This window comes from Flavobacterium sp. NRK F7 (genome assembly GCF_024054195.1).
Lineage (GTDB): Bacteria > Bacteroidota > Bacteroidia > Flavobacteriales > Flavobacteriaceae > Flavobacterium.
Window position 1 is genome coordinate 1,936,103 of sequence record NZ_JAMXLB010000001.1, and the last position, 25,747, is coordinate 1,961,849.

At 29.7% G+C, this 25,747-nt stretch carries 23 protein-coding genes; 12 read left to right on the forward strand and 11 right to left on the reverse strand.

Translation table 11 applies throughout. The features are described 5' to 3' along the window. Positions 1 to 8 precede the first annotated feature (8 nt). The 6 genes from NHF47_RS08590 to NHF47_RS08615 all read right to left on the reverse strand — a co-directional run bounded on the left by NHF47_RS08590 (position 9) and on the right by NHF47_RS08615 (position 6,412). Positions 9 to 1,343, reverse strand: a complete 1,335-nt coding sequence (locus tag NHF47_RS08590; protein ID WP_252764528.1) for a DUF58 domain-containing protein — start codon at positions 1,341 to 1,343, stop codon at positions 9 to 11. Between the two features lie 40 nt (positions 1,344 to 1,383). Then, positions 1,384 to 2,379, reverse strand: coding sequence for an AAA family ATPase (locus NHF47_RS08595; protein WP_374670178.1), 996 nt, complete (start codon positions 2,377 to 2,379; stop codon positions 1,384 to 1,386). Positions 2,380 to 2,550: 171 nt separating this feature from the next. Further along, entirely contained in the window at positions 2,551 to 3,729 is a 1,179-nt protein-coding gene (locus tag NHF47_RS08600) for a DUF4350 domain-containing protein (protein WP_252764529.1), read from the reverse strand. 2 nt (positions 3,730 to 3,731) lie between these two features. Continuing rightward, positions 3,732 to 4,514, reverse strand: a complete 783-nt coding sequence (locus NHF47_RS08605; RefSeq protein WP_252764530.1) for a DUF4129 domain-containing protein — start codon at positions 4,512 to 4,514, stop codon at positions 3,732 to 3,734. Further along, complete coding sequence (locus NHF47_RS08610) at positions 4,507 to 5,448, reverse strand: hypothetical protein (protein ID WP_252764531.1); 942 nt, start codon at positions 5,446 to 5,448, stop codon at positions 4,507 to 4,509. The genes NHF47_RS08605 and NHF47_RS08610 overlap by 8 nt, the downstream gene beginning before the upstream one ends. A gap of 1 nt (position 5,449) precedes the next feature. Next, positions 5,450 to 6,412 (reverse strand): stage II sporulation protein M, encoded by a 963-nt coding sequence (locus NHF47_RS08615; RefSeq protein ID WP_252764532.1) that lies wholly within the window; start codon positions 6,410 to 6,412, stop codon positions 5,450 to 5,452. A 21-nt stretch (positions 6,413 to 6,433) separates the two neighbouring features. Between NHF47_RS08615 and NHF47_RS08620 the strand changes: the two genes are divergently transcribed. Next, positions 6,434 to 7,174: an RDD family protein gene (locus tag NHF47_RS08620; protein WP_252764533.1), complete on the forward strand. Its 741-nt coding sequence runs from the start codon at positions 6,434 to 6,436 to the stop codon at positions 7,172 to 7,174. Here the strand turns inward: NHF47_RS08620 and NHF47_RS08625 are convergent, their stop codons facing one another. Further along, positions 7,175 to 8,911, reverse strand: a complete 1,737-nt coding sequence (locus NHF47_RS08625; RefSeq protein ID WP_252764534.1) for a gliding motility-associated C-terminal domain-containing protein — start codon at positions 8,909 to 8,911, stop codon at positions 7,175 to 7,177. Positions 8,912 to 9,083: 172 nt separating this feature from the next. On the opposite strand from NHF47_RS08625, the gene NHF47_RS08630 reads away from it, so the two are divergent. From NHF47_RS08630 to NHF47_RS08650, 5 genes are all read left to right on the forward strand, one after another. Further along, positions 9,084 to 10,031 (forward strand): FemAB family protein, encoded by a 948-nt coding sequence (locus NHF47_RS08630; protein WP_252764535.1) that lies wholly within the window; start codon positions 9,084 to 9,086, stop codon positions 10,029 to 10,031. Beyond that, entirely contained in the window at positions 10,028 to 11,131 is a 1,104-nt protein-coding gene (locus tag NHF47_RS08635) for a DegT/DnrJ/EryC1/StrS aminotransferase family protein (protein ID WP_252764536.1), read from the forward strand. Before NHF47_RS08630 ends, NHF47_RS08635 begins: the two co-directional genes overlap by 4 nt. 2 nt (positions 11,132 to 11,133) lie before the next feature. After that, positions 11,134 to 12,582 (forward strand): oligosaccharide flippase family protein, encoded by a 1,449-nt coding sequence (locus NHF47_RS08640; protein WP_252764537.1) that lies wholly within the window; start codon positions 11,134 to 11,136, stop codon positions 12,580 to 12,582. Further along, entirely contained in the window at positions 12,579 to 13,301 is a 723-nt protein-coding gene (locus NHF47_RS08645) for a transferase (RefSeq protein WP_252764538.1), read from the forward strand. Before NHF47_RS08640 ends, NHF47_RS08645 begins: the two co-directional genes overlap by 4 nt. Positions 13,302 to 13,418: 117 nt before the next feature. Then, entirely contained in the window at positions 13,419 to 13,811 is a 393-nt protein-coding gene (locus NHF47_RS08650) for an FdtA/QdtA family cupin domain-containing protein (protein WP_252764539.1), read from the forward strand. On the opposite strand, the gene NHF47_RS08655 is transcribed toward NHF47_RS08650, so the two are convergent. Next, the gene (locus tag NHF47_RS08655; RefSeq protein ID WP_252764540.1) at positions 13,808 to 14,701 is read right to left on the reverse strand and encodes a glycosyltransferase; all 894 of its coding nucleotides are present in this window, start codon (positions 14,699 to 14,701) and stop codon (positions 13,808 to 13,810) included. The genes NHF47_RS08650 and NHF47_RS08655 overlap by 4 nt on opposite strands. A 29-nt stretch (positions 14,702 to 14,730) precedes the next feature. Here NHF47_RS08655 and NHF47_RS08660 point away from each other — a divergent pair, with 29 nt between their 5' ends. Continuing rightward, positions 14,731 to 15,825: a glycosyltransferase gene (locus NHF47_RS08660; protein WP_252764541.1), complete on the forward strand. Its 1,095-nt coding sequence runs from the start codon at positions 14,731 to 14,733 to the stop codon at positions 15,823 to 15,825. Next, positions 15,795 to 16,892: a glycosyltransferase gene (locus tag NHF47_RS08665; RefSeq protein WP_252764542.1), complete on the forward strand. Its 1,098-nt coding sequence runs from the start codon at positions 15,795 to 15,797 to the stop codon at positions 16,890 to 16,892. The genes NHF47_RS08660 and NHF47_RS08665 overlap by 31 nt, the downstream gene beginning before the upstream one ends. On the opposite strand, the gene NHF47_RS08670 is transcribed toward NHF47_RS08665, so the two are convergent. After that, complete coding sequence (locus NHF47_RS08670; protein ID WP_252764543.1) at positions 16,885 to 17,616, reverse strand: bifunctional 2-polyprenyl-6-hydroxyphenol methylase/3-demethylubiquinol 3-O-methyltransferase UbiG; 732 nt, start codon at positions 17,614 to 17,616, stop codon at positions 16,885 to 16,887. The two genes, NHF47_RS08665 and NHF47_RS08670, sit on opposite strands and share 8 nt — an antisense overlap. Positions 17,617 to 17,621: 5 nt before the next feature. Next, on the reverse strand, positions 17,622 to 18,500 hold the full coding sequence (locus tag NHF47_RS08675) for a glycosyltransferase (RefSeq protein ID WP_252764544.1): 879 nt from the start codon (positions 18,498 to 18,500) through the stop codon (positions 17,622 to 17,624). A 47-nt stretch (positions 18,501 to 18,547) separates the two neighbouring features. On the opposite strand from NHF47_RS08675, the gene NHF47_RS08680 reads away from it, so the two are divergent. After that, a complete protein-coding gene (locus tag NHF47_RS08680) occupies positions 18,548 to 19,363 on the forward strand; it encodes a 2OG-Fe(II) oxygenase (RefSeq protein WP_252764545.1) in 816 nt (271 codons plus the stop codon). Positions 19,364 to 19,365: 2 nt separating this feature from the next. Here the strand turns inward: NHF47_RS08680 and NHF47_RS08685 are convergent, their stop codons facing one another. Next, positions 19,366 to 20,049 carry a cell division ATP-binding protein FtsE gene (locus NHF47_RS08685; protein ID WP_252764546.1) on the reverse strand — a complete coding sequence of 228 codons (684 nt, stop codon included), beginning with the start codon at positions 20,047 to 20,049 and terminating at the stop codon, positions 19,366 to 19,368. A gap of 190 nt (positions 20,050 to 20,239) precedes the next feature. On the opposite strand from NHF47_RS08685, the gene NHF47_RS08690 reads away from it, so the two are divergent. The 3 genes from NHF47_RS08690 to NHF47_RS08700 all read left to right on the forward strand — a co-directional run bounded on the left by NHF47_RS08690 (position 20,240) and on the right by NHF47_RS08700 (position 25,584). Continuing rightward, entirely contained in the window at positions 20,240 to 23,251 is a 3,012-nt protein-coding gene (locus tag NHF47_RS08690; protein WP_252764547.1) for a tetratricopeptide repeat protein, read from the forward strand. Between the two features lie 60 nt (positions 23,252 to 23,311). Continuing rightward, the gene (locus NHF47_RS08695; RefSeq protein WP_252764548.1) at positions 23,312 to 25,069 is read left to right on the forward strand and encodes a TonB-dependent receptor; all 1,758 of its coding nucleotides are present in this window, start codon (positions 23,312 to 23,314) and stop codon (positions 25,067 to 25,069) included. A 65-nt stretch (positions 25,070 to 25,134) separates the two neighbouring features. Beyond that, entirely contained in the window at positions 25,135 to 25,584 is a 450-nt protein-coding gene (locus NHF47_RS08700; protein ID WP_252764549.1) for a GreA/GreB family elongation factor, read from the forward strand. Positions 25,585 to 25,747: the final 163 nt, after the last annotated feature.

Consider the following 25,747-nt stretch of genomic DNA (forward strand, 5'->3'; position numbering starts at 1 on the left):
AAATTAAGCTATAAAATGCCTCTTGCTTTAATTTCTAGGTATTTATTAATAGTATCTAGAGTTAGATTTTCTGGTTGGGTTAACACGGAATAAATACCATATTTTCTCAATTCGTTTACAATAAGTCTTTTTTCGAAAGCAAATTTTTCAGCAATTACTTTGTCATAAATTTCTTGAACGGTTTCTGCTTTTTTCTCAATTAAATCATTGAGTTCGGTATTATTAAAAAAGACAACTACTACTAAATGATTTTTAGCAATTCCTTTTAAATAGGGTAATTGACGGTGTAAGGCATCTAAGGTTTCAAAATTGGTATACAACATAATCAAACTGCGGTGATTGATATGTTTTTTGATGTCGACATAGAGTCTACTATAATCACTTTCAAAGAAATCGGTTTTAATATTGTACAGACTTTCCATAATGTTTTGCATTTGGTTTTGTCTTTTTTCAGCTACCACACGATTTTCTACTTTTTTTGAAAAAGCAAACATTCCGGCTTTGTCTTGCTTTTTGATAATTACATTTGATAAAACCAATGTAGCATTAATCGCATAATCCAGTAAGCTCAGTCCATTAAAAGGCATTTTCATTACACGACCTTTATCGATGACCATGTATACATTTTGCGATTTTTCATCTTGAAATTGATTCACCATTAATTGGTTGCGTTTGGCAGTTGCTTTCCAGTTAATGGTACGAATATCATCCCCTTGTACATATTCTTTAATTTGTTCAAATTCCATGGTATGCCCAATACGTCTGATTTTTTTCAAACCGTATTGAAACAAATGATTGGAAAAAGCCATTAAATCATACTTGCGTAATTGTATGTAAGAAGGGTAAGTGGGCACCATTTCATCTTTACTGAACGTGTACCTTTTAGCAACCAAGCCAAGTGGAGAGCTCGCATAGAAATTAACACTTCCAAAAAAGTATTCCCCACGTGCTGTGGGTCTTAAAAAATATTGGTATTCATCGTTAGATGTGGCTTTTATTTTTCGTTTAACTTCAAAATTGCGTTGTTGAAATTGTGTGGGTATTTCATCAATAATTTTGGCTTGTACAGGAAAAGTATATTTGTTTTTGATTTTAATTACGATGGGGTTTTCGTCACCATTAGATAATTTTTCAGGAGTTATTCTGGTAGCTTCAATTTTGTGACCAAAACCAAAGAGTAAAAGAATATCAATAAGTACGAATACCAATAAGACAAATAGTAGGTACCAACACGCATTGTATAGGCTTGGGAACAAATACGAAACAACAAATAGGGTAATGATACCCATGAGGCAATAAAAAAGGAAATTATTGAGATACAGTTGTTTTAGGAATTGTTTCATGGTATACGAGTACTATGTTTTTCTAATTTATGAGCCTTTATTATCTAGGAATTTCTACAGAATCGATAATTTGTTTGATGATTACGGTACTTGTAACCCCTTCCATTTCACGTTCTGGAGTAACTACTACACGGTGTTGTAAAACTGGAATAGCAGCTTCTTTAATATCTTCTGGTGTAACAAAATCACGGTTTTTAAGAGCAGCAAAACCTTTAGCTGCATTTAAAATAGCTATCGAAGCTCTAGGAGAAGCCCCTAAATATAAGAATGGGTTTTCTCTTGTGTTTAATACAATTTTAGCGATATATTCTACTAAATGAGGCTCAATTAAAATCTGTTTCACTAAGCTTTGGAAATGCAGGATATTGCTCTTCTCAATCACTTTAACAATGGCTGCTAATTTATCGTTGTTTTGTAATTCGTTTTCTTTTTGAAGAATGGCAATTTCTTCTTGAAGATTTGGATATCCAATATCTATTTTAAATAAGAAACGATCTAGTTGTGCTTCTGGTAAACGGTAAGTTCCTTCTTGTTCAATTGGATTTTGTGTAGCAATAACTAAGAAAGGTAAGTCTAGCGAATAAGTAGTACCATCTGCAGTAATTTGACGTTCTTCCATTACTTCGAAAAGAGCAGCTTGTGTTTTTGCAGGAGCACGGTTGATTTCGTCAATAAGTACAAAGTTAGAAAATATAGGTCCTTTTTTAAATTCGAAAGTTGTTTTAGCTAAATCAAAAACAGAAGTACCAATAATATCCGATGGCATTAAATCGGGTGTAAACTGAATACGGCTAAAATCGAGACTTAAGGTTCTAGAAAGTAATTTGGCAGTGATTGTTTTGGCTACACCAGGAACCCCTTCTAAAAGTACGTGACCATTTGAAAGTATGGCTACCAATAATTGGTCAATCATTTTAGATTGTCCTACAATAACTTTTCCAATTTCTGCTTTTACCTGATCTACACTTTGTTGTAAAGGAGCTAAATCCAAACGCGTTTTAAAATTTAGATTGTCAGTAGCCACTTCATTAGCCATAGGATTCGTTTGTTCCATCGTATGTTCAGCAGCTTGCTCCATTTGAGATTCACTATTGTGCTCGTTTACGTTTTGGTTTTCTGGGTTTTCAAAATTATTTTCCATATGGTTTCTTTTACTTATTCTTCTTTTTTTTGGAACTTTAATGTAAGAATTAAAGCCTTTGTTATTTTATAAATTTAGTTTTTCTAATGCTTTATTAAAAGCAATTAAATCATTTTCAGAACTGTCAAGCTGATTTCTATATTTTTTGATTAAATGAATTACAGTTTCAATTTCTGCTTTATTTTTTCCTGTTTTTTGATGCAAACGATTGATAAAAGATTCATTTAAATCGAACGTATCAATTAGGTATTCATTACGTATTTTTTCTAAAAAGAATTTGATTTTTTTAGAGATGATGTCATGATGATTTCCTTCCTGATAATATAAATTTCCTATGGTTTTAGTAAAATCTATAGTTGTATTTTTTAACGGTTCTACGATAGGAATGACACGTTGTTTTCTTTTAGCATTGAAGAACATGAAAATCAATAAACTTAGGATGGCAATTTTCCAAGCCCAATTTAGAGCGGGCTGACTAAAAATATACCCCATTTTATCTTTAATTTGATCTCGAGTTCCTTCTAGGTACCAAAATATTTTTGGGTCTTCAATATAAGAAAGCACCTCTTCAGCATACTTGTAATTGTCTTTTTTGAGCAAATAATAATTGGTAAACGCAACGGGTTGTGTATGTAAATAAAAATAACCATTCACGTGCGGAATCCTAATAAAATTAACCAAACTGTCTTTGTCTTTAGTTCTTTGGTACCCTAAAATTTCTGTTCGAGTGGAATCAAATTGATTAAAATACACATTATCTGTTCCTTTCAGATAACTATATTCTTTTCCTTTATTAGCTGATAAATACAAAGAGTCCGTAAAAATATTGCTGTAAGAATAATTAAAATCTAAAGTATCTCTAAATTTTATTGGAAAGTTACTGGCACTTACAAAAGCAGTATTGCCGTGCGAAACAAAATAGAGCAATTCTTGAGCCGATTCATCATCTAAATTAGACATTCCATCTATGTATAAAACGGTTCCTTGCGTAGTGTAAGCCGTATCTTGATAAGAAAACTGGTCGTCTAAAAATTCATAAGGTGTTTCACCAAAACGCGTTATTTTTTGCGATTGAAACAAGCTATCTATTTCTTTATTCAATACAAATAGTCCAAATGGAATTTTATCTTTACTACTAAAGGTTGGATTCCAATTTATTGGTTTCGGTTTATTGGCATCAATTGTAATTATTCCAATGAGAATAAGTACTAGAATGAAGACATATATTTTAATACTTTTTGGCATAATTACGTATTTGCAATTGCTTTTTCAAAAGCTTTTTCAGCTTTGGAAAAATCGGTTTCATTAATTTCAAATTCTCCGTACCAACTATATTCATAGATATAGGATAAATATTTAAAATTTTCTTTTAAGGTTGGAGATTGAATTTCGTATAAATAATCGGAATTGGTTTTTTCAATATCCCATTCAATAATTTCTTTATCCGATAACGATTTCAATAACCATAGATAATAATAACGGATAGTTAATCGGTATTCCTTGTTTGATTTTGACTGCTGAATGATTTCTTTAAAATCTATAGTATGGATATTTTCTTCCACCATTTCAGAGACTATAATTTTCTTTTTATTTTTAGAGAAAACCCATTGGCCTTCTTTATTAATGATCAAACGAACAATTAAATAAATTACGAAGCCAATAATGATAAAGGCGATAATTTTCATAAAAATCTCAAATCCAGAGAGCGTATTATCTACGTCTCTAAAATCAAATAAACGACTAAAGAAATCTTTTATGGCTTTCCAAAAGCGATCCCAAGCTGTTTGTTTCTTAGAATCAATTATGGTTTCATATTGATATTCTTTGGATTGATAACGTTCTTTAAATTTAGGGTCAAAATGTTTAGGTGTAATTTCCCAAGAATCTTCGAATACATCTTCTGTTTGTAAGGAGTCTATTCTTGTGACCAAATCATTTTCGATTACTGAAAGTGTGTCCGAATAGTTTTCCGATTGCGAATAACAGCAAAGGGAAAACAGTAGGATGAGTATGTAACTTATTTTATTCACTGTCAGAGCCAATTAAATCGATATCACTTTTGATTGAAATATTTTCTTTTTCATCTGTAAGACTATAAAAGATGATACCTTGATTTATAAAAATAAGATTTTGTAAGGTATAATTTGAAATAGTAGCAATTACTAAAACAGCAGATACAACTATACTCATCGTTGAAAACGTTTCTTCCTGATTCACTTGTGGGTCCATATTGGAAAAAATACCCCAAATACCTAATAAATAAGGTACCATTGTAAAAACAGAATAAATAATATAATAGATGAGGTACATAATCATGGTTGAACCTACTATAGGCCAAAACTTTGATTTGAGCAATTCAAATCCGTTACCAACCGATTTTAAATAATCGTTTTCGGTAGAAATATAATCATAATAACTTAATTTAATCCAGCTGAAAAGGGCAGGAATTAGTATTATTAATAAAGGAATTCCAATTATAATAATGCTTAATAAAATAAGAAGTGTTACAGTTATGGCTATTATGGGAAGAAAAACTAAAATAGAAGCTAGAAAAAACAATATTGTCTTGCCTAATTTTACTTTCATGGTTTGAAAAATACTTTGTGTTGTAATGTCACTTTTAGTGCTAACTAATTTTAAATAGCTAATAGGAAAAGAATAGCTCACAAAACTGATAAAAAGGATTGCAAAAAAAGAGATTATTCCTAAAAAAATAAATATGGGAATATTGTTCATTAAGTCATTTAAAAGTTGGTTTTCACCAAAATTTTGAGAATTTACAGACGAAAAAAGAGCATCCATATAAACTTTCATAGCAAAATAGATACAGACTACTAAAATTAATAACAACGGACCGTTGATAATAAAATAATTTTTAAAATAGTTTTTTCCTTCTAATTTTAAGAAAGCAAAAGTGTCGCTTATGAATTCGCTAAACCCTCTTTTTTTGTATAATTGAAACATATTATTTTTTAACTTTTTTATGTACGATAAAGGGATATATTAAATAGTAAAAACTAATTAAACCTAAAGTGCTAAGAATAATTCCAACACTTAAAAAATGAGGCATATCTATCGAATAACGAGTAATAAAACCTTCTAAAAAACCTGCCATGACTGTAAAAGGCATAGTGCTTAAAAATATTTTAAAAGTATTTTTAAAACCAATTTTAAAAGAATTAAAACGAGAAAATGTTTTTGGAAATAGGATACTAGCACCTAAAGCAAAACCAGCACCTGCTTCAATAACCATTCCAAAAATTTCCATAGAACCATGAATCCAAATTCCTCTTACGCTTTCCCAAAACACACCTTGTTGATAAAAAAAGGTTTGAAAAGACCCTAGCATAATACAATTTTGTAATAAAACAAAAAAAGTACCGATACCAATAAAAATGCCTGAAAAATAGGATAAAGCTCCTACTTTTAAATTATTCCAAGTAATACCTATATAACTACCCCAATTGCTACCACTTTTATAAACCGCAACAGGATTACCGTCTTTAATATTTTCTAGAGTCATGTTCACATAGTCGTCTCCCATTATTAAACGAGGAAAGGTATCGTCATTTAAGGCTGAAACCACACCAATAGAAGTTAAAATAGTAAAAAAAAGGAAAGCATATAAAATATATCTTCTGTATTCATAAACCAAAAGCGGAACTTCTGTTTTAAAAAAATATAACAAACGATTACTATCTTCTCTTTTTGTTTTATAAATTTTTTGGTAGGTTTGCGAAGCTAAATAATTTAGATAAACCACAGTCTTACTTTTTGAGTAGTAAGTTTGAGCATAAGCCAAATCATTCACTAAATGAATGTATAAATTGGCCAATTCATCTGGATTTTTTTTAGTTTTACCAAAAATAGCTTGTTCAAATTCAAGCCATTTTTCTTTATTTTGCTTAATAAATGCTACTTCTCTCATGAGGTGCTAAAATAAAAAAATATGTCACAATTAACTATAACTACGACACAAAATGTTTCAATTAATTTTACAGCAGCGTCTGTTGGGGAACGTATATTAAGTCAAATACTTGATTTTTTGGTTATTATAGCTTATTCGTTAGTAATGTCTTATATTGTAAGTAATTCAGGTTTAGAAAGATATATAGTTTCAATGGATTATTGGTCTGGAATGGCCATTTATATTATTTTATATTTACCCGTTTTCTTTTATACGCTTATTCAGGAAAGCATTTGGGAAGGAAGAACCATTGGCAAACGAATTATGAAGTTAAAAGTGATAAAAATTGATGGTTATCAGGCGGGTTTTGGAGATTATCTCATTCGTTGGTTATTTCGTTTAGTAGAGGTTTTGCCACCTTTATCTGTAGTAGGTTTAATTGCTATTATTTTTAATGATAGAAATCAGAGAATAGGAGATATGGGCGCAGGTACATCGGTTATTTCGTTAAAGAATAACATTAATATTAATCATACGATATTACAAGAAGTGAATGAAGATTACGTGCCAACTTATCCATTAGTTATTAAATTATCAGATAATGATATAAGAATTATTAAAGAAACCTTTGAAATTGCCGTTAGAAATAGAGATTATGGAACTTTAATAAAGTTAAGAGAGAAAGTAATTGCAGTTACAGGAATTAAAAATCAATCGGGTAATGATCAAGATTTTATCAGAACTCTTTTAAAAGATTATAATTTCTACACCCAAAACATGTAACTATTGGCTAAGGTATAAGTATCCATTTAAAGGTTCTGGGTAACTTGGGTCATTTAAATATAAAATATAATAATAAGTGCCATCAGGAGCTATTTTTGTACCAATACCATCTTCTACATAACCATTCCAATCGGGTTTGTTACGATCACCAGTCCAAAGTAATTTTCCCCATCGATTGTAAATTTCAAGTTTGAAATGTATGAATATATCTCGAAGCCCCTCAATAAAAAAGGTGTCGTTAAACGAATCATTGTTGGGAGAAACGGCATTGTAAACAATAGGAGGACAATTTTCAACTTGAAGTAAAAAGGAAGTTACACTTATGCAATTATTTTCGTTTTCAATACGAATAAAAATTTCTTTTGGGGTGGTTAGTGCTTCATAATGAGTCGTATTCAAAATAGGATTAAGAAAATTTATTGCATCTTCATACGTTTCATGGAAGCTAACCTGATGTGAAACATCGGTTTTAACCAATTCCTCATAATTAGAAAAATCAAAAACACCTCTTGATAATCCTAAATTACAAGTTATTATAGGAGATAAAGTATTAAAATCAGGAGATTCAAATAAGCTAATAGTTGTGTTGTAATCATTATTGGTTTCGACTAATTCGGTTACGATACCTGTTCCATTTCCTTGATCGTCTACAACTGCTGTCAAAGTAAAATTTGAAGGAGTTGTATTTGGAATTGTGATTACGATATTTCCAATTTCATTTCCACCAATGGGAATTGGATTTTGCGTTTGTGTGGAGCCTACTAAAATTCCATCTGCATAAAAAGCTATAGGAGTATTGGCTGCTAAAATTTCAGTACTATTTACATTGTAAACTTTATAATTCACAGGAATGTTGCGATTATTACAGGTTAGTTGGTAATCATAAATAGTTATGGTAGCATCGGGTAATTGACTATTTAATTTGGTCACGACAGTGTTAATCATGATGAAATCCTGAAAAGAAGATAACGTAATATTGGCACTTGTATTTCCAATTTGAATGTAGTCTTCAATTTCATAAATATCTAAATCTACATTGTATAAATCAGTCGCTCCAGTAATGGAATTGGTTCCATTGAAAACATTGTTAATTGGATTAGAAGCATTACTAATGATAGTTCCGTTAATGGCAAATGTTTCAGTAGGTAAAGAAGCATCACCTTCCCATGCGATAAAACCAGCAGTGGCATTGTTGTTGTCAATCACATATAAATTGGTTAGGTCGATACTCAAATTATCAGGAACTCCTTGTAAGCCATCATATACATTAATTTGATTTAGAGGAAGGCTACTATTTTCATAGACAACTAAGATAGCCCAACCAGCAAAATTGGTTTTTCTTTGAAAATGGTCTAACTCAAATGGTGAAATATCTAAATTCGATAAAGTATAATCTCCATTCCCTGTTGTTTGAATATAAGAAGTAATATCTTTGAAAGCACTAAAATAATTGAGCGTTAAATTAGGAAAAACATTGGTGTGTGAAAATGTTCGATCTGGATAAATTGGAATTCCATTAAGATCCACATCAAAATCACCATCACCACTTCCAGCCCAATACAAAAAAGCTTTAATTACGGTGTCTGTCGTATTCAAATTCAAAGTAGCTGTGGATGAAGTGCCGGTAACCAAAACAGGAGAAGGGTTGTTTTCTGCTGAATTCATTGTATTACCAATAAAGGTAAAATCGTATCGGCCATTGATTTGAGTGTAAAGTGAAATATCTTGCCCATTCATAACGATTGGGAAAAGGAGCACTAACAGACTAAAATAAAAGTAATTTTTTGGACACACTCGATTCTATTTACACTTAAATTATCTTCTAAGGTACTAATTAATTTAATAAAATGTTTGCTTTTCAAGTTGCATGAATTAAAAAATTAGTAATTTTCGGCTTTAATCCTGACTTTTGAAAAAATATCAAGTAAAAAAATATACGACTGACTATTATTCCCAATGGAATGCATTTGTATCTCAGGCTAAGAATGCTACTTTCTTATTTCATAGAGATTTTATGGAATATCATAAGGATCGATTCGAAGATTTCTCTTTGCTTGTTTTAGATGAGAAAGAAAATCTAAAAGCAATTCTGCCTGCAAATAAAGTAGCGGATACACTTTATTCACATCAAGGGTTAACGTATGGTGGATTGATATTGCCAAAATATGTTAAGTTTGCAGAAGTAAGAGCTTTATTTCTCTCAATTTTTGATTATTTAAAAACGGAGAATCTAAAAAAAGTTATTTACAAACCCATAAATTCTTATTATCAAAAGTTGCCATCAGAGGAGTATTTATTTCTTTTAAAAGAAATGGATGCTGTATTAGTTAAGAGAGAATTAAATTTATGTATTCCTTTTCATAAAAAGTTTAAGGTTTCAAAAAGTAAACTTAAGCATTATAGGAAAAATGAAAAATTAGATTTTAAGATACATTCAGGAAACGATTTTTCTAGTTTTTGGAATAAAGTTTTAATTCCACGATTAGAAGAGAAACACAATGCAAAACCTGTACATAGTTTAGCAGAAATTACCTATTTGTCAAAAAAGTTTCCAGAAGAAATTATGCAGTATGATATTTATTTTGAAGATGAAATAGTTGCAGGAATTACACTTTTTAAAACGGAACATGGGATAAAATCACAATATGGAGCTACAACAATTTTAGGAGAAAAAATAAGAGCTTTAGATTATTTGTATTTTCATTTAATTGAACTTTACAAAAAAGATTATGAATTCTTTGATATGGGTACGTGTACAGAAGATAATGAAAAAGGGTACAATTCGGGTTTGTTAACGCAAAAAGAAGAATTAGGTTGCACTTTGTATACTCAAGATACTTATTGTATTTCGTTATGATAAAATTTTTAGACTTACATTCGATAAATAAACCTTATGAAGCTGCTTTTCTCAACAAAATGACAGCAATGCTAAATGGTGGTTGGTATATATTAGGTAAGGAAGTTGTCTTATTTGAGAAAGAATTTGCTTCGTATTGTGGAACAAAATATTGTATTGGTGTAGGTAATGGTTTGGATGCATTAGTCCTTGTTTTTAAGGGATATATCCAATTAGGTAAATTGAAAAAAGGGGACGAAGTATTGGTGCCAGCGAATACCTATATTGCGAGTATATTAGCCGTTTTACAAGCCGACTTAACCCCTGTTTTAGTAGAACCAAAAGAAGCAACTTATACTATAAATCCAAGTTTAATTCAAGAAAATATTACTCCAAAGACTAAAGCTATTCTTGCGGTGCATTTATATGGTCAATTAGCAGATATGGAAGCTATTAATAGTATTGCGAAACAAAATGAATTGATTGTTATTGAAGATGCAGCTCAAGCACATGGTGCAGTTTCGAATTGGGATACGAAAAAAGCGGGCAATCTTGGTGATGCTGCTGGTTTTAGTTTTTATCCAGGTAAAAATTTAGGAGCTTTAGGTGATGCGGGTGCAGTAACCACAAATGATGAAGCTTTGGCTGAGGTTCTTTTTTCAATGCGTAATTACGGTTCAAAAGTCAAATATGAGAATGAAATTTTGGGAACCAATTCAAGATTAGACGAATTGCAAGCTGCTTTTTTAAATGTCAAATTACCTGATTTAGAAAATGAAAATGAAAAAAGAAGACAATTAGCCCAGCGTTATTTAAGAGAAATTAAAAATGAAAAAATACAACTTCCTTTTTGGGATGAAAGTAAGAATCATGTTTTTCATTTGTTTGTGATTCAAACCAAAAACAGAAAAGAATTGGTTGCCTATTTAAAAGAAAATGGTATTGAGACGATGATACATTATCCGATTGCACCTCATAAACAAGAAGCATTGTATGAATGGAATCAGTTGTCATTTCCTGTAACAGAAAAAATTCATGAAGAAGTTTTGAGTATTCCTTTGAATAGTGTTTTAGAAGAAGAAGAAATTCAAAAAATAATTAAAGTTTTAAATGAATATTAAAAGTGAGTGAAGAAAAGAGCACATATAAAAGAATTCTATTGGCAACTTCTATTTTTGGAAGTATGCAATTTGTAAATCTTTTCTTTTCATTTGTTAAACACAAACTGTTATCAATTTTCATTGGAGCAGAAGGGTATGGTATTTTTGGAATGTTAAACTCTATTGTTGATTTAATTAAGTCCATTTCAGGTTTATCGATAGATAATAGTGCTGTTAAAGCAATTGCGAGTGAGGAAAACAGCGATTTTAATGCTCAAGTGGTTTTAAAATTATCGCTTTTAACAGGTCTTTTAGGATGTCTAGTAACTGTTTTAATTTCTCCAATCATAAGCAAATACTTATATTTTACTTATGACTATTGGTACCTTATTGTCTTTTTAGGGTTAGCCGTTTTTTTTAAGCAAATTGCAAGTGCTTTTAATGCTATTTTACAGGGTAAAAGTTTCTTTAAGAAATTAGCCAAATCCAATTTAATAGCAAACGGTCTTGGTTTGGTTTTTACGATTCCTTTTTTTTATTTTTTTAAAAAAGATTTTATCATTCCAGCTATCATAATTACAGCTTTAGTTAATATGGTTGTATGTTGGTTTTTTGTAAAAAAAATCCAAGTTTTGAATACTTTTTTAAGCTTTAAAGAAGCCATATCAAAAGGAAAAGAAATTATCTATTTTGGTAGTTTATTAATGATGATGTCTTTTTTACCTTTGTTAGTCAATTATACACTACAAATCCTAATAAACAAACAAGATGGTATTGAAAATGTTGGACTTTTTAATGTGGCAAATATTATTTTAAATACCTATGTAGGTTTTCTTTTTAACGCTATGTCTTTGGAATATTATCCTCGATTAGTAAGTTTAGAAAAAGATAATAGCAAAGTAGCCATTACGGTAAAACAACAAGCCATTGTAACCACACTATTAATAGTTCCGGTTGTTATTTTTTTTATTGGTTTTGGTGAATTTATTATCCAATTTCTGTTTTCCAAAGAGTTTCTAGAGGTTAATCAATTATTACAATGGGCAGTTATAGGCATGTTTTTTAAGGCGATTTCTTTTTCCATTGGATATTTATTTATTGCAAAAGCCGATTCAAAAGTTTTTATGAAAACCTCTTTAGGATTTAATATTTTGTATTTTTTAATGTTATACTTTGGGTATCAAATAGGGCATTTTAAAGGTATGGGCATAGCTATTGCAATTTATTTTTTTCTTCATTTAACAGGAGTTTTTCTCATTGCTAAAAAGAGATATCAAATGGTGTTTTTTGAAAAAAAGGATATCGTTTTATTTGTGTCCCAATTTCTCACTTTATTAGTTGCACTTTTTATTATGCGATTGTCGCCTCAAATTCATTTATATTTGATTGCTATTTTATTGGTTTTAAGTATTGGTTATACATTTTATGAAATTAATAAATTAGTGGTTTTAAAAGATTTGTTTAAGAAATGAAAATACTATCAAAAATAAAAAGAGCCTTACAAGTAAATTGGATCAAATCGGTTTATTTTAACTTTAAAAAATTTCCTTTTGCTATTGCTAAAAAGATGCCTGTTTTATTTTATGGTAGCGTAAAATTTCAAAATATATCTGGAAAAATAACTATTAATGCTCCCATTCAAACTGGGATGATTGGTTTTGGGAAACCCTATGAGATGAATACACTTTCTAGTGGCATTGCAGAAATAATGCTAGCTGGAACTGTTATTTTTGAAGGACATGTTCAATTTGGGAAAGATTATTTTGTATATGTAGCAAAAGAAGCTGTTTTACAAATGGGAGATATGTCATCCATTGCTTCCAAAGGGAAAATCATTTGTACCAAAGAGATTGTTTTAGGGACATATGCTAGGTTGGGTTCTGAGTGTCAGGTTATTGATACTAATTTTCATGAAATGATGGATACAGTAACCCAACAAAAATTTCCTTTACATGCACCCATTGCAATCGGAAACTATAATTTTATAAGTAATAGAGTTACGTTTTTATCCAAATCAATTACACCAGATTATTGTACGGTAGCATCAAATAGTTTGTGTAATAAAGATTATACTTCTTTCGGAAATGCAATTTTAATTGGCGGTGTTCCTGCTCAATTAGTAAAAGAAAATATTACAAGAGATTGGGAAGGAGAAAAAGATTTATTGGAGAACTATTTAAAAAAGATTTGATTTTCTTAGAAGTCCCAATGGATTGCAACTGTTACTTCTAATGCATTTTCAGTGGGATAAAAATTTATGTTAGAAAATCTTTTATAATAAGTACTTTTGAAGAAATAATACAGATTCATGAAGATAGAAATGATTTCAATTCCTAAGATTGAAGATAGAAGAGGAAACTTGTCAGTCATTGAAAAAGATGTGGTTCCTTTTCCGATTAAGAGAGTATATTATCTCTACGATGTGCCAAGTGGGGCAGAACGAGGAGGGCATTCTCATATGCAGCAACAAGAGTTTTTAGTAGCGCTATCAGGAAGTTTTGATGTTATCTTAAATGATGGGAAAGAAGAACAAAAGGTTTCTTTAAATAAGCCTTATGAAGGTCTTTTAATTAAAAATGGCATTTGGAGAGAATTGAAAAATTTTTCTTCTGGTTCCGTTTGTTTGGTTGTTGCTTCCGATGTCTTTGAAGAAGAAGATTATATAAGAGATTTTGAAGTGTTTTTAAGTTTAAATAATTAATTCATCACTCTAATTTTATACTCCGTTTTTAGCTTTAAAATAAATAACTGAAGCACTAAAGAGATATTTTTTAATTTTAAATTATGAATAAACTCATGATGTATTCTTTTTAACAAAGCGTTGTATTCGCTAGTTTTAGTATTCATTAGAAAAGCTTTTTTTAGTATCATAAACGTACTATAATTGATTCTTTTTTCATAGGCACTTTTTTTATAAAAATGACTTAATTGAGAATGCGTTAAGTATCTTTTTTCTACTAAGGGTAAATCAATATAAATAAGTTTATGTTTTCTTGCAACTCGTAACCAATAATCCAAATCTTCGTAGGCTAAATTTTCATCATATCCCTTTAGCTCTTCAAAAACCGTTCTTTTATACATACCACTTACCGAACACATACAGTTGCCTCCTTTTAGAATGCTTTCATAGTTGGTGTTAAAAATAGAATTGTCAATGGTTTTTAAATTAGTATCAACAGGAAAATGGTAATGGAGTAGATTGTCATTTTCGTCAATTATTGTAGCGTTTCCAAATACTAATCCTGCATTCGGATTTTTTAAAAAAGTATCAATTTGATGGGTTATTCCTTCTTTTGTAAGTACATCATCTGCGGCTAAATCAATTAAATAGCTACCTTTTGAAAGAGCAATAGCTTGATTAAAGGATTTGTTATTGCCAATATTTATAGCGTTTTTTATGAATAAAATTGAAGGATACTTTTGTAACCAGTTTTCAATGACTGCAACAGAATTGTCCTGACTTGCATTGTCAACAATTATTAATTCAATATTTTTGTAATCTTGGTTAATTACAGAATTTAAACTTTTTTCAACATAAGGAGCATGGTTGTAACAAGTGCAAATTACAGTAACCAAAGGATCATTTAACATGATTTTTTTCTCAAATGTAACTATTAGGAATGAAATTTCAAAAAAAGTATAAAATTGCTTTAGTAGGTTATCGGTTAGGTGTAGGAGGTGCCGAACGCGTAATGGCTAATTTGTCTATTTTTTTGGATAACCTGGGTATTGAAACTCATATTATAACAGTCATTGATCAATATGGATACGAGTACAAAGGAAAAGTAATTGCAACCGAAAAATTAAAAGTTGGAACGGGTATTTTTAATAGGATTTCTAGGTTTATTGCTTTGAAAAAAATATTCGCTAAAGAAAAATATGATTTTATTATCGATTTTAGATTTAGAAATAAACCTTTTCAAGAGTTTTTAATTTCAAAATTAGTTTACAACGGTAAAACGATATTTACAGTTCATAGCTCTGCATTGGATCATTATATTCCATCAAATAAATTTTGGGCAAAATTAATCTATAAAAAAAGTTTTGCTGTTGTTTCGGTCTCCAATTTTATAAAAGATATAATAGAAAAACAGTATGCATTTGATAATGTTCAAACCATTTACAATACCATCAATACAGATATAATTGATACTTTTTCAAATGCAACTCTTTCAGAAGATTTTCAAAATGATTTTATTCTTGCTGTTGGTCAAATCGATTCAAATGTAAAACAATTTGACCACCTTCTTGAAGCCTATTATGAAAGTGAAATTAATTTGCCATTAGTAATTTGTGGAGAAGGCAAATTGAAACAAAAATTAATTGAATTAGCTCAAAAGCTACAAATTGAAGATAGAGTTTTTTTTATTGGTTTTCAAGACAACCCTTACAAATATATGGCTAAAGCAAAATTTTTAGTTATGAGTAGTGCTTTTGAAGGTTTTCCAAATGTATTAGTAGAATCACTATATTGTGGCACTCCACTTGTATCTTACGATTGTTATTCAGGGCCTAATGAAATAATTACTCATGAATATAATGGACTCTTAGTGGAGAATCAAAATAAAATAGCTTTAGCTGCTGCAATGGCACGATTAGTCTTAGATGTTGAGCTGTATGAATTTTGTAAAGCAAATGCAAAAGCATCCGTTCAAAAGTTTGATTTAAATAGTATTGGAAAACAATGGCTCGAAGTAATGAAGATAGACATATGAAAATTTTGTATATAAGTACAGGAATTACCAATTCAGGAGGTGTAGCCAAAGTAGTTTCTTTAAAAGCCAATTATTTTACTGAGCAATTGAATCATGAAGTACATATAATTTCGTCAAATGATACTTCTCAAAAAACATTTTTCAATTTTTCTCCTTTAATTAAGTTTAAGTTTATTTCCAAAAAGCATAAAATTATTAAATTACTATGGTTTTTTATTGAATTACTATTATATATTAAAAAATATCAACCCCATGTAATTATTGTTACAGATAATGGTTTTAAAGGTTTGCTTGTTCCTTTTTTTATTTCTCATAAAATAAAAAGCATTTATGAAATGCATGCAACTAATGATAATTTTATTTATCTAGGAAGCAAGAAGAACAATTTATTTTCAAATAGAAGTATTGCCTATTTTTTAAGCAAGTATCATAAGATTGTGGTGCTTAATTCACATCAAAAATTCCAATTTATTTTAAAGGACAAACAAGTTATTATACCTAATCCGGTTGTAATAAGTAATGAAGTAATGACTTCTAGTGGTAACTCAATGGTTTATAAAAAAGCGATTGCAGTAGGAAGAATTGTTCCCGAGAAAGGGTGGGATAGATTGTTAAGAATTTGGAAAGAAGTGATAACAATTCATCCTGATTATTATCTTGAAATTTATGGTGAAATTGATCCAAAATATAATTTGAATTCATTAATTGAAGATTTGAATTTGAAAAAAAATGTAAAAGTTTTAAAACCAGTGAATGATTTAGAAAGACAATATAGTACTTCCGATTTTTTAGTACATCCTTCTTATTATGAAAGTTTTTCAATGGTTATATTAGAAGCTATGTCTTTTGGGTTACCTATAATATGCTTTGATTTAACGACAGATTTGGTAAATTCTGATTATTGTTTGATTGCAAAAAATGAACAAGAGTTTGCTGAAAATTGTATAAAACTCATTGAGAATAAGGAAGTAAGAGTACAGAAGGGGACAAGTGCCAAAAAAGCTTCAATAGAATATGAAAGTAATGTAATTATGAAAAAGTGGGAAGATTTATTGCTTATCATTTAGTAGCTTTCAGTATCGTTTCATTGTCAGAAAAACCAAAATACACCTCTTTTTGAAATTGTAAAATTTCAATTTTGAATCCTACGTTTTGTAATCTTTCCTTTAAACCAGCCACACTGTAAATTCTTACATGGTCTTCTTGTCCAAAATGTTTCAATCGATCTGTTTCAGAAGTTAAGGTGTAGTCTTCATAAATTTTCCCTTCTTTAAAGGGAGTTTGTATGAGTAGAGTACCATTTGGTTTTAAAACACGATACAATTCAGACATTCCTTTTTCATCATCAATAATATGTTCTAAAATATGATAGCATAAGATTAAATCAAAAGAATTGCTTTCTTTGTTAATAGAAGTAATGTCATATTTTGCATCAGCTATAAAATTGCCCGACAAATCAGAAGCTGTATACTGTATGTTTTTTTCTCTTTTAAATTGACGAAATAATGAGCGCGAAGGAGAAAAATCCAGAACATTACAAGAAGGTGTGAAAAATTCTTTTTTAACTATTAGATATAATCTTCTATCTCGAGAAATACTTCCACAATTAGGACAAAGTAAGTCTTGGTTTGGAAGTAAAATCCATTGTTTTGCTTTAAAATTACAAATAGTACAGCAATGATTGTGCCCTTTTTTAGTGATGGAAAAGACCTTTCGCAAATAAGGTTCTACTTTGAAAATGATTCTTTTTGGAACCATCAAATGAACCACTCTTTTGAAATTGTTGTACATACTTTTTATTTTATAGAACAAATATAGCCTAATCTATAAATGTCAAGATAAAATAGATTAGGATTGTTATTTACTATTCTCTTTTTAAGGTTTTTATTAAATACCTTAAAAAGAAAAGAAACTATCGAAGTTAATTTTAATTTCTCTATAAGGATATAGTATTTCAAAAGGGAATTTACTTTTGATATATCTTCTTTATTTGCCAAATGCTTTTTTCTGTTTTCAATACTCGTCAAGCATTTTTCAAAAAAAATCTGATTTGTTTCTAATCCTTTGTGAATAATTGTGTTGTCTATATGTAGAATAGGTTTTTTTTGAATAAATAATTGGTATCCAAAATAATTGTCCATACCATATAAGTTTTCTTCAGTATCAAAATTACATTCAAAAAAGACTTTCTTATGAATGAGCATATTTCCAGAAAACACGTAGGAATACGGAGTTGTATTACGAATTGAAGCAGCTTTTTCTTCCCTTTCTATACCATATTTATAACGTAAAACAGTTGATAAATCATACGCATTTTTCGCATATTCATAACCTCCAAATATAGTTTTATCATAAGTATTACTTAAATTGATATAAGTTTCTATAAATGAACTATTACTCGGGAAAACATCGGCATCTAAAAATAAAAGTAACTCGTTTTTTGCTTTTGTAGCAAGTTTGGTTCTATTGTAAGTTCTTCCTAGGTTTTTTTCGTTTACCTCAAATAAACAATTATCTAATGAGTTAATTAAGGTGTTTTCTTCGAAAAATGTAGTACTATTATCATCTTGAACTATTATTTCATATGCAATACCTAATCTTTCTGTCTGATTTTTTAATTCAATTACCAAGGGATAAACATTGTAATTATATGTAGGAATTAAAATGGAAAGCATAGTTATTTTATTGAAAATTGTTAAATTTGTTTTAATAACAACGGTATATGAAAAGAAAAGATTTTGCTGAAATAATATTTGCAAATATATTTAAAAATAAAGATTCCTTACAAAAACAATATATTAATTCCGAAAATGAAATTGGATATTTTTTTTTAGATGCATTACTGCCTGATGAAATTGTGATACAATTAAATAGTTGTTTTCCAAAGATGGAGGAGATGGTTTTGAAGAAGAGTTTAAGAGAGAACAAATATATTGGAGTTCAAATGAATAAGTATGCATCTATACTTGAAGAAGTGTTATTTGCATTTCAAGATGAAAAAGTTGTGGGTGTAATCGGTGAAATCGTTGGTTTAAAAGAAATATATCCTGACGATAAATTATATGCTGGAGGAATTTCATTAATGAAAAAAAATCAATTTCTAAATCCACATTTAGATAATTCTCATGATAAAGAAAGGGAAAGATGGCGTGTGTTTAATTTACTTTATTATGTTTCTCCTAATTGGGAATTTGAAAATGGAGGAAACTTAGAACTTTGGCCAAATGGATTAGAGGCAAAACCAATTACAATTGAAAGTAAATGCAATCGTTTGGTAGTTATGGCTACACATAATAATTCGTTTCATTCAGTATCTCCAGTTGTAAAAGAGGTAGAAAGAAAATGTATTTCTAATTATTACTTCTCTAATAAACCATTAAAAGAAGATGATTTTTTTCATGTTACTTCATTTAGAGGAAGACCAGAACATAAAATACTAGATATTTTATTGCAGACAGATAATTTTTTAAGAATGAATATTAGAAAAATTTTCAAAAAAGGAATCAAAGAAAATCCACATTATTATAAAAAAAAATAACATTATACCGTTCTTTGTACAACTTCAAAAATTTGTCCTCCATCAAACTTTAATGTTTTAGATGGAAATTTTAATAATAGAGCATAATCATGTGTCGCCATAATAATCGTTTTTCCTGCACTATTAATTTTTCTTAAAACATCCATTACTTCGGCACTTGTTTGTGGATCCAGGTTTCCTGTGGGTTCGTCCGCTAAGATTAATTCTGGATTGTTTAATAAAGCTCTAGCAATCGCTATTCGTTGTTGTTCTCCTCCTGAAAGTTGATGTGGCATTTTTGATTGATAGTTTTTCATGCCTACTTTATCCAAAACTTCATCAATTTTAACATTCATTTCTTCTGCAATTGTCCAACCCGTTGCTCTTAAAACGAACAATAAGTTTTCTTTGACATTACGATCGGGTAATAATTTAAAATCTTGGAAAACAACACCTAACTTTCTTCTTAAATAAGGAATATCATGCTCTTTTAAATCTCTTAAATTGTAATCTACAATAGTTCCTTCACCCATCGTTAAGGGTAAATCTGCATAAAGAGTCTTTAAAAAACTACTTTTTCCTGAACCCGTTTTACCAATTAAGTAAATGAATTCTCCATTTTTAACTTCTAAGTTAACATTAGTTAAAACAGGGTTTTTTTCTTGAAAAACTGAAATATCTTTTAAGGAAAGAATGCTTTGCGACATAGGTTTATAACAATTTAATGATGTAAAAGTAAGAACTTACGACTCGCTTTCAAAATTTATCGTCAATTAAGTGAAAAATTAGGTTTTCTTTCACATTTTGTTTATAAAATAGTTACAATAATATGTTAATGTCCTTCGTTAATACTTTCAGATAATACTATCTTTGAAGTCTATGAAAAAAAACATTGAAATGATAAAAATCTTAAAATTTTCTTTCTTTCTAATCTTTGCAACCCATACTATTTGGGCGCAACAATCATCAATCTACACACACGATTTAAAAGAATTTGATAAAGCAGTAGCCTTGTATAAAGACAAACAATACCAATCGGCTCAAATAGTGTTTGATAATGTTAAAAGCAACGTTGCTAATGATGAAATAAAGGCAGATTGTGCTTATTATATTGCAAATTGTGCGATTCGGTTAAACCAAATGGGAGCAGACGATTTAATTGAACAATTCGTTGAAGATTATCCTACAAGTACCAAACAAAATCAAGCCTATATTGAAGTAGCACATTATTATTTTGATCAAGGAAGTTATGCCAAATCATTAGAATGGTTTGATAAAGCGAATGAGAATTCGATGTCTTATGAAGATTTAGAAAAGTATAATTTTCAAAAAGGATATGTTTATTTTACGGTAAAAAATACTTCAGAAGCTACGAAGTATTTTAATAAAGTAATCAATTCTAAAACCTATGGTAGTCAAGCCAAATACTATTTAGGTTATATGTCTTATGAAACAGATGATTACGAAAATGCCAATCAATATTTTGACCAAGTACAAGATAAAGAAAAGTACAAAGAAAAAATGGGTTATTTTCAAGCCGATATGAATTTTAAATTAGGGAAATTTCAAGAGGCCATTACTTTAGGTTTGGAGCAACTACCCAAATCGAATGCAGTTGAAAAAAGTGAATTGTCTAAAATCATAGGAGAGAGTTATTTTAATCTAAAACAATATGATAAAGCGCTTCCTTATCTATTAGATTACAGAGGAAAAAAAGGAAAATGGAATAATACCGATTATTATCAGTTGGGTTATGCCTATTATCAACAAAAAGATTATGAAAACGCAATTGCTCAGTTTAATAAAATTATCAATGGTAATGACTTTGTCGCTCAAAATGCGTATTATCATTTAGCAGAAAGTTATTTAAAAACAGATAAGAAACAACAAGCATTAAATGCCTTTAAAACAGCTTCAGAAATGGATTTTGATCTTAAAATTCAAGAAGATGCGTTTTTAAATTATGCTAAACTAAGTTACGAAATTGGTAACCCGTATCAATCCGTTCCAGAAGTATTGAATGCGTATTTAAACAAATACCCAGATAAATCTTATAAACAAGAGATCAATAACTTATTAATCAGTTCTTATATTACATCGAAAAATTATAAAGAAGCTTTAAGTCTGTTAGAAAAAAACAAAACGCCAGAAAATAGATTAGCCTATCAAAAAGTATTGTTTTACAGAGGTTTGGAGCTGTATACTGATAGTAACTACCAACAAGCATTCGACTTGTTTAAAAAATCTATATCCGAAAATAAAGATGCTAAATTTACTGCTCGTGCTACCTTTTGGAAAGCTGAAACAGAATACAATTTGGAACAATATAATGAAGCGATGTTAAGCTTTAAACAGTTTATTAATAACAATCAAGCCACTTCAACTCCTGAAATAACCAATGTAAATTACAATTTGGCGTATGCTTATTTTAAATTAAAAGAATATGAGAATGCCATTACTTACTTTACGAATTTTATTGGTGAAGTAAAAAATGATAATGTTAGAAAATCAGACGCTTACTTAAGATTAGGAGATTGTAATTTTATTTCTACGAAATATTGGCCAGCCATGGAAGCCTACAATAAAGCGATTGAAATGAAAAGTGTGAATTCCGATTATGCGGCTTTTCAAAAAGGCATTAGCTATGGTTTTGTTGGTAAAAATGATAAAAAAATTGACGATTTAGAAAAATTTGTAAAAACCTATCCTAATTCACAATATGCAGATGATGCTTTGTATGAATTAGGAAATACCTATGTAAATATTGAAAATGAATCTAAAGCTATTGCAACTTATGACAAATTGATTGCGAACTATAAATCGAGTTCCTATGTCGCTAAATCTATATTAAAACAAGGTTTGATTTATTACAACAACAACAAAAGTGAACCTGCTTTAGTAAAATTCAAAAAAGTAGCAGCAGAGTTTCCAAATTCTCCAGAATCCTTACAAGCAGTTACTACAGCACGTTTAATCTATATCGATAATGGTAGAGTAGATGAATACTCACAATGGGTAAAAACGTTAGATTTTGTTGAAGTTTCAGATGCGGATTTAGATAACGCAACCTATGAATCTGCTGAAAAGCAATACTTAACGAATAATGCAAAACAAGCCATTTCAGGTTTTAGTAATTATGTGGCTAAATTCCCAAATGGATTACATGCTTTAAAAGCCAACTTCTATTTGGCCCAATTATACTATGCTGACGGATTGGAAAATAATACAGTTAAGCATTATGAATATGTTATCAATCAGCCTAGAAATGAATTTACGGAACAAGCTTTAGCGCGTTTATGTCAGGTGTATTTAAAAGCAGCAAATTATGACAAAGCCATTCCAGTTTTAAAACGTTTAGAGTCAGAAGCCGATTTTCCTCAGAATATTACCTATGCGCAATCTAATTTGATGAAATCGTATTATGAAAAAGAAAACTATAGTCAAGCAGTGGTTTATGCTGAAAAAGTATTGGCTAATGATAAAATTGATAATCGAATTAAAAGTGATGCACAAATTATTGTAGCACGTGCTGCCATAAAAACAAATGACGAAGCAAAAGCAAAACAAGCCTATGCCGATTTATTAAAAATTGCCAAAGGGGAATTAGCTGCGGAAGCATTATATTATGATGCTTACTTTAAAAATAAAGAAGGTAAGTTTGAAGCGTCTAATACAATCGTTCAAAAAATTGCGAAAGATTATTCGGGTTATAAATATTACGGAGCGAAAGGTTTAGTAATAATGGCTAAGAATTTCTACGGTTTAAAAGATAGTTTTCAAGCCACCTATATCTTAGATAGTGTGATTAAAAACTTTACTGATTATCCAGATGTTATTGAAGAAGCTAAGAAAGAATTAGCGATCATTAAAGCAGAAGAATCAAAAACCAATTCATCAATATCAAATTAATCGTTTCTACTATTGTTTTATTTTGGGTAACCAAAGTCAGACAATTTAAAAATATAAAATATGAGCAAAATCAAAATATATTTTTCAACCACTATAGCTTTGTTCCTAACGTATGCTTCGTTTTCTCAAGTAAAAGACGAAAATATAGGTTCGGAAGTAGTGAATATTGTAAAAGCCTATACACCTACAATTTCTGATGCCTTTAAGGTGAAAGAAACTCCTGTTTTAGAAGATGAAGATAACATGCAAAAAGAAGAAATTAAATACAATATTTTTTCTTTTCCTGTTGCTTCCACTTTTACTCCTGCCAAAGGTAAAGCAGCAGCCGTTGACAAATCGGAAAGAGAAAAAATTTATAGAAATTATGCTACCTTAGGTTTTGGTAATTATGCTACGGCTAATGCAGAATTATTTATTACAGAAAATTTTGGAAGAAATAGTTATGTAGGTGGCATGTTGCGTCATTTGTCTTCGCAAGGAGGTATTAAAGATGTAGTTTTAGACGATAAATACTATAATACGAGTTTAGATGTAACCTACGGTACTCGGGAGAGAGACATGAGTTGGAACGTAGATTTAGGCCTGAAAAACCAAATTTACAATTGGTACGGTTTACCTACGGAAAACATTGTTTTTACCGACGATCAAATTAGAGCAATCGATTCTCAGCAATCCTACAATACAATCGCTCTAGGAGGAAAATTAACGATGGATAAAAGCTTTTTAAATGAAGCGAGTTTACAATTCAAACGTTTTTCTGATGCTTTTGGTTCGGGTGAGAATCGCTTTTTGGTAAAGCCAAATTTTGATATCGATGTGATGGAGCAAAAAATTAAAGCCAATTTTATCGTAGATTATGTAGGTGGTACTTTTGAAAAGGATTTTCAAGGTGCTGACGAAATCAAATACAGTCATGTTATTTTTGGAACAAAACCAAGTATTTTATATCAACAAGATGATTTATCGGTTAATTTAGGAGTCGGTGTTTTTTATACCACTGGAAAAATTAATGGGGAAAGCGATGGAAAAATATTTGTCTATCCAAATGTAAAAGCTTCTTATCGAATCGTAGGTGATATTTTAGTGGGTTATGCTGGTGCTGAAGGTGGTTTAAACCAAAATTCCTATGCTGAATTTGTGGACCAAAATCCATTTGTTTCTCCAACATTATTAGTAGGACCCACCGATAATAAATACGATGTATATGTTGGTTTAAAAGGTAAATTAGCCAATGCAGTCGCTTTTAATGTGAGAGGAAGTATTAAAAATGAAGATTACAAACCGTTATTTGTAAGTAATACTTATGTTTTTGGTAACACAAATACAGAAGGATATACTCATGGAAATTCTTTTGAAGTAGTGTATGATAATGTAAAAACAGTAAGTATTTATGGAGAAATTAAAGCCGATTTTTCAAAACATGTCAGTTTCGGAATTAACGGAACCTATAATAATTACACCACAGATAATCAATCTGAAGCTTGGAATTTACCACAGTTGAATATTGGAACAACCTTGGATTTTGATATTACAGACAAATGGTATGCAGGAGCGAATATTTTCTTTGTAGGAGAGCGAAAAGATCGCGTTTCTGTGCAAGATGTAAGTGCTGTTTTTCCACCAAATTTCCAATTGCAAGAAGTAACCTTAGATAGTTATTTCGATTTGAACGCGCATATTGGTTATAAGTATAACGAACGATTAACAGCCTTTTTAAGAGGAAATAATTTAGCAAACCAACAATACAACCGTTGGGCAAACTATCCTGTACAAGGAGTTCAAGTAGTGTTAGGCGCAAATTATAAATTCGATTTTTAATTTATTATTTTAAAATAGAAAAAGCACACAAGCCAAATTGTGTGCTTTTTTATTGTATTAGAAATATGGGTTTAAAAGAAAAAGTATACCAAGAGTATCAAAATTTAGTATTAGAAAAAATAAAAACCTTGCAAGATACAATTGCAGGTTTAACTTTAGATGCGCAAAACGATGCTAAAGGCTCCGCAGGTGATAAACATGAAACGGCTTTGTCGATGATGCATTTGGAGCAAGAAAAATTAAATCAGAAAGTAAAAGAAGCTTTAGAACAAAAAGCCATTTTAGATAGTATTGATATTTCCAAAAAGAATGTAGTTGTTAGTTTAGGAAGTTTGGTGTATACTAATTCACTACCTTTTTTTATTAGTCAGGCTTTGCCAAAAATAAAAATAGAAGGAAAAGAAATAATTGCTTTATCTCCACAATCTCCTTTAGGTAGACAGTTAATAGGTAAGAAAGTAAATGATGAAGTTCATTTTAATACAGCTACTTATAAAATCTTAGATATAGAATAAATTTGAAACCACTCCTACGAGTGGTTTTTTTATAAATTGTAATCTACTGCAATAAAAAATCCCTTTTTTAATTCTATTTTGTAATTAAATTTGTTTTTTAAGTTTTAAATTATAACTAATAAATTATTTATAGTTTATATTTTATAGTTAATATGTCAAATTT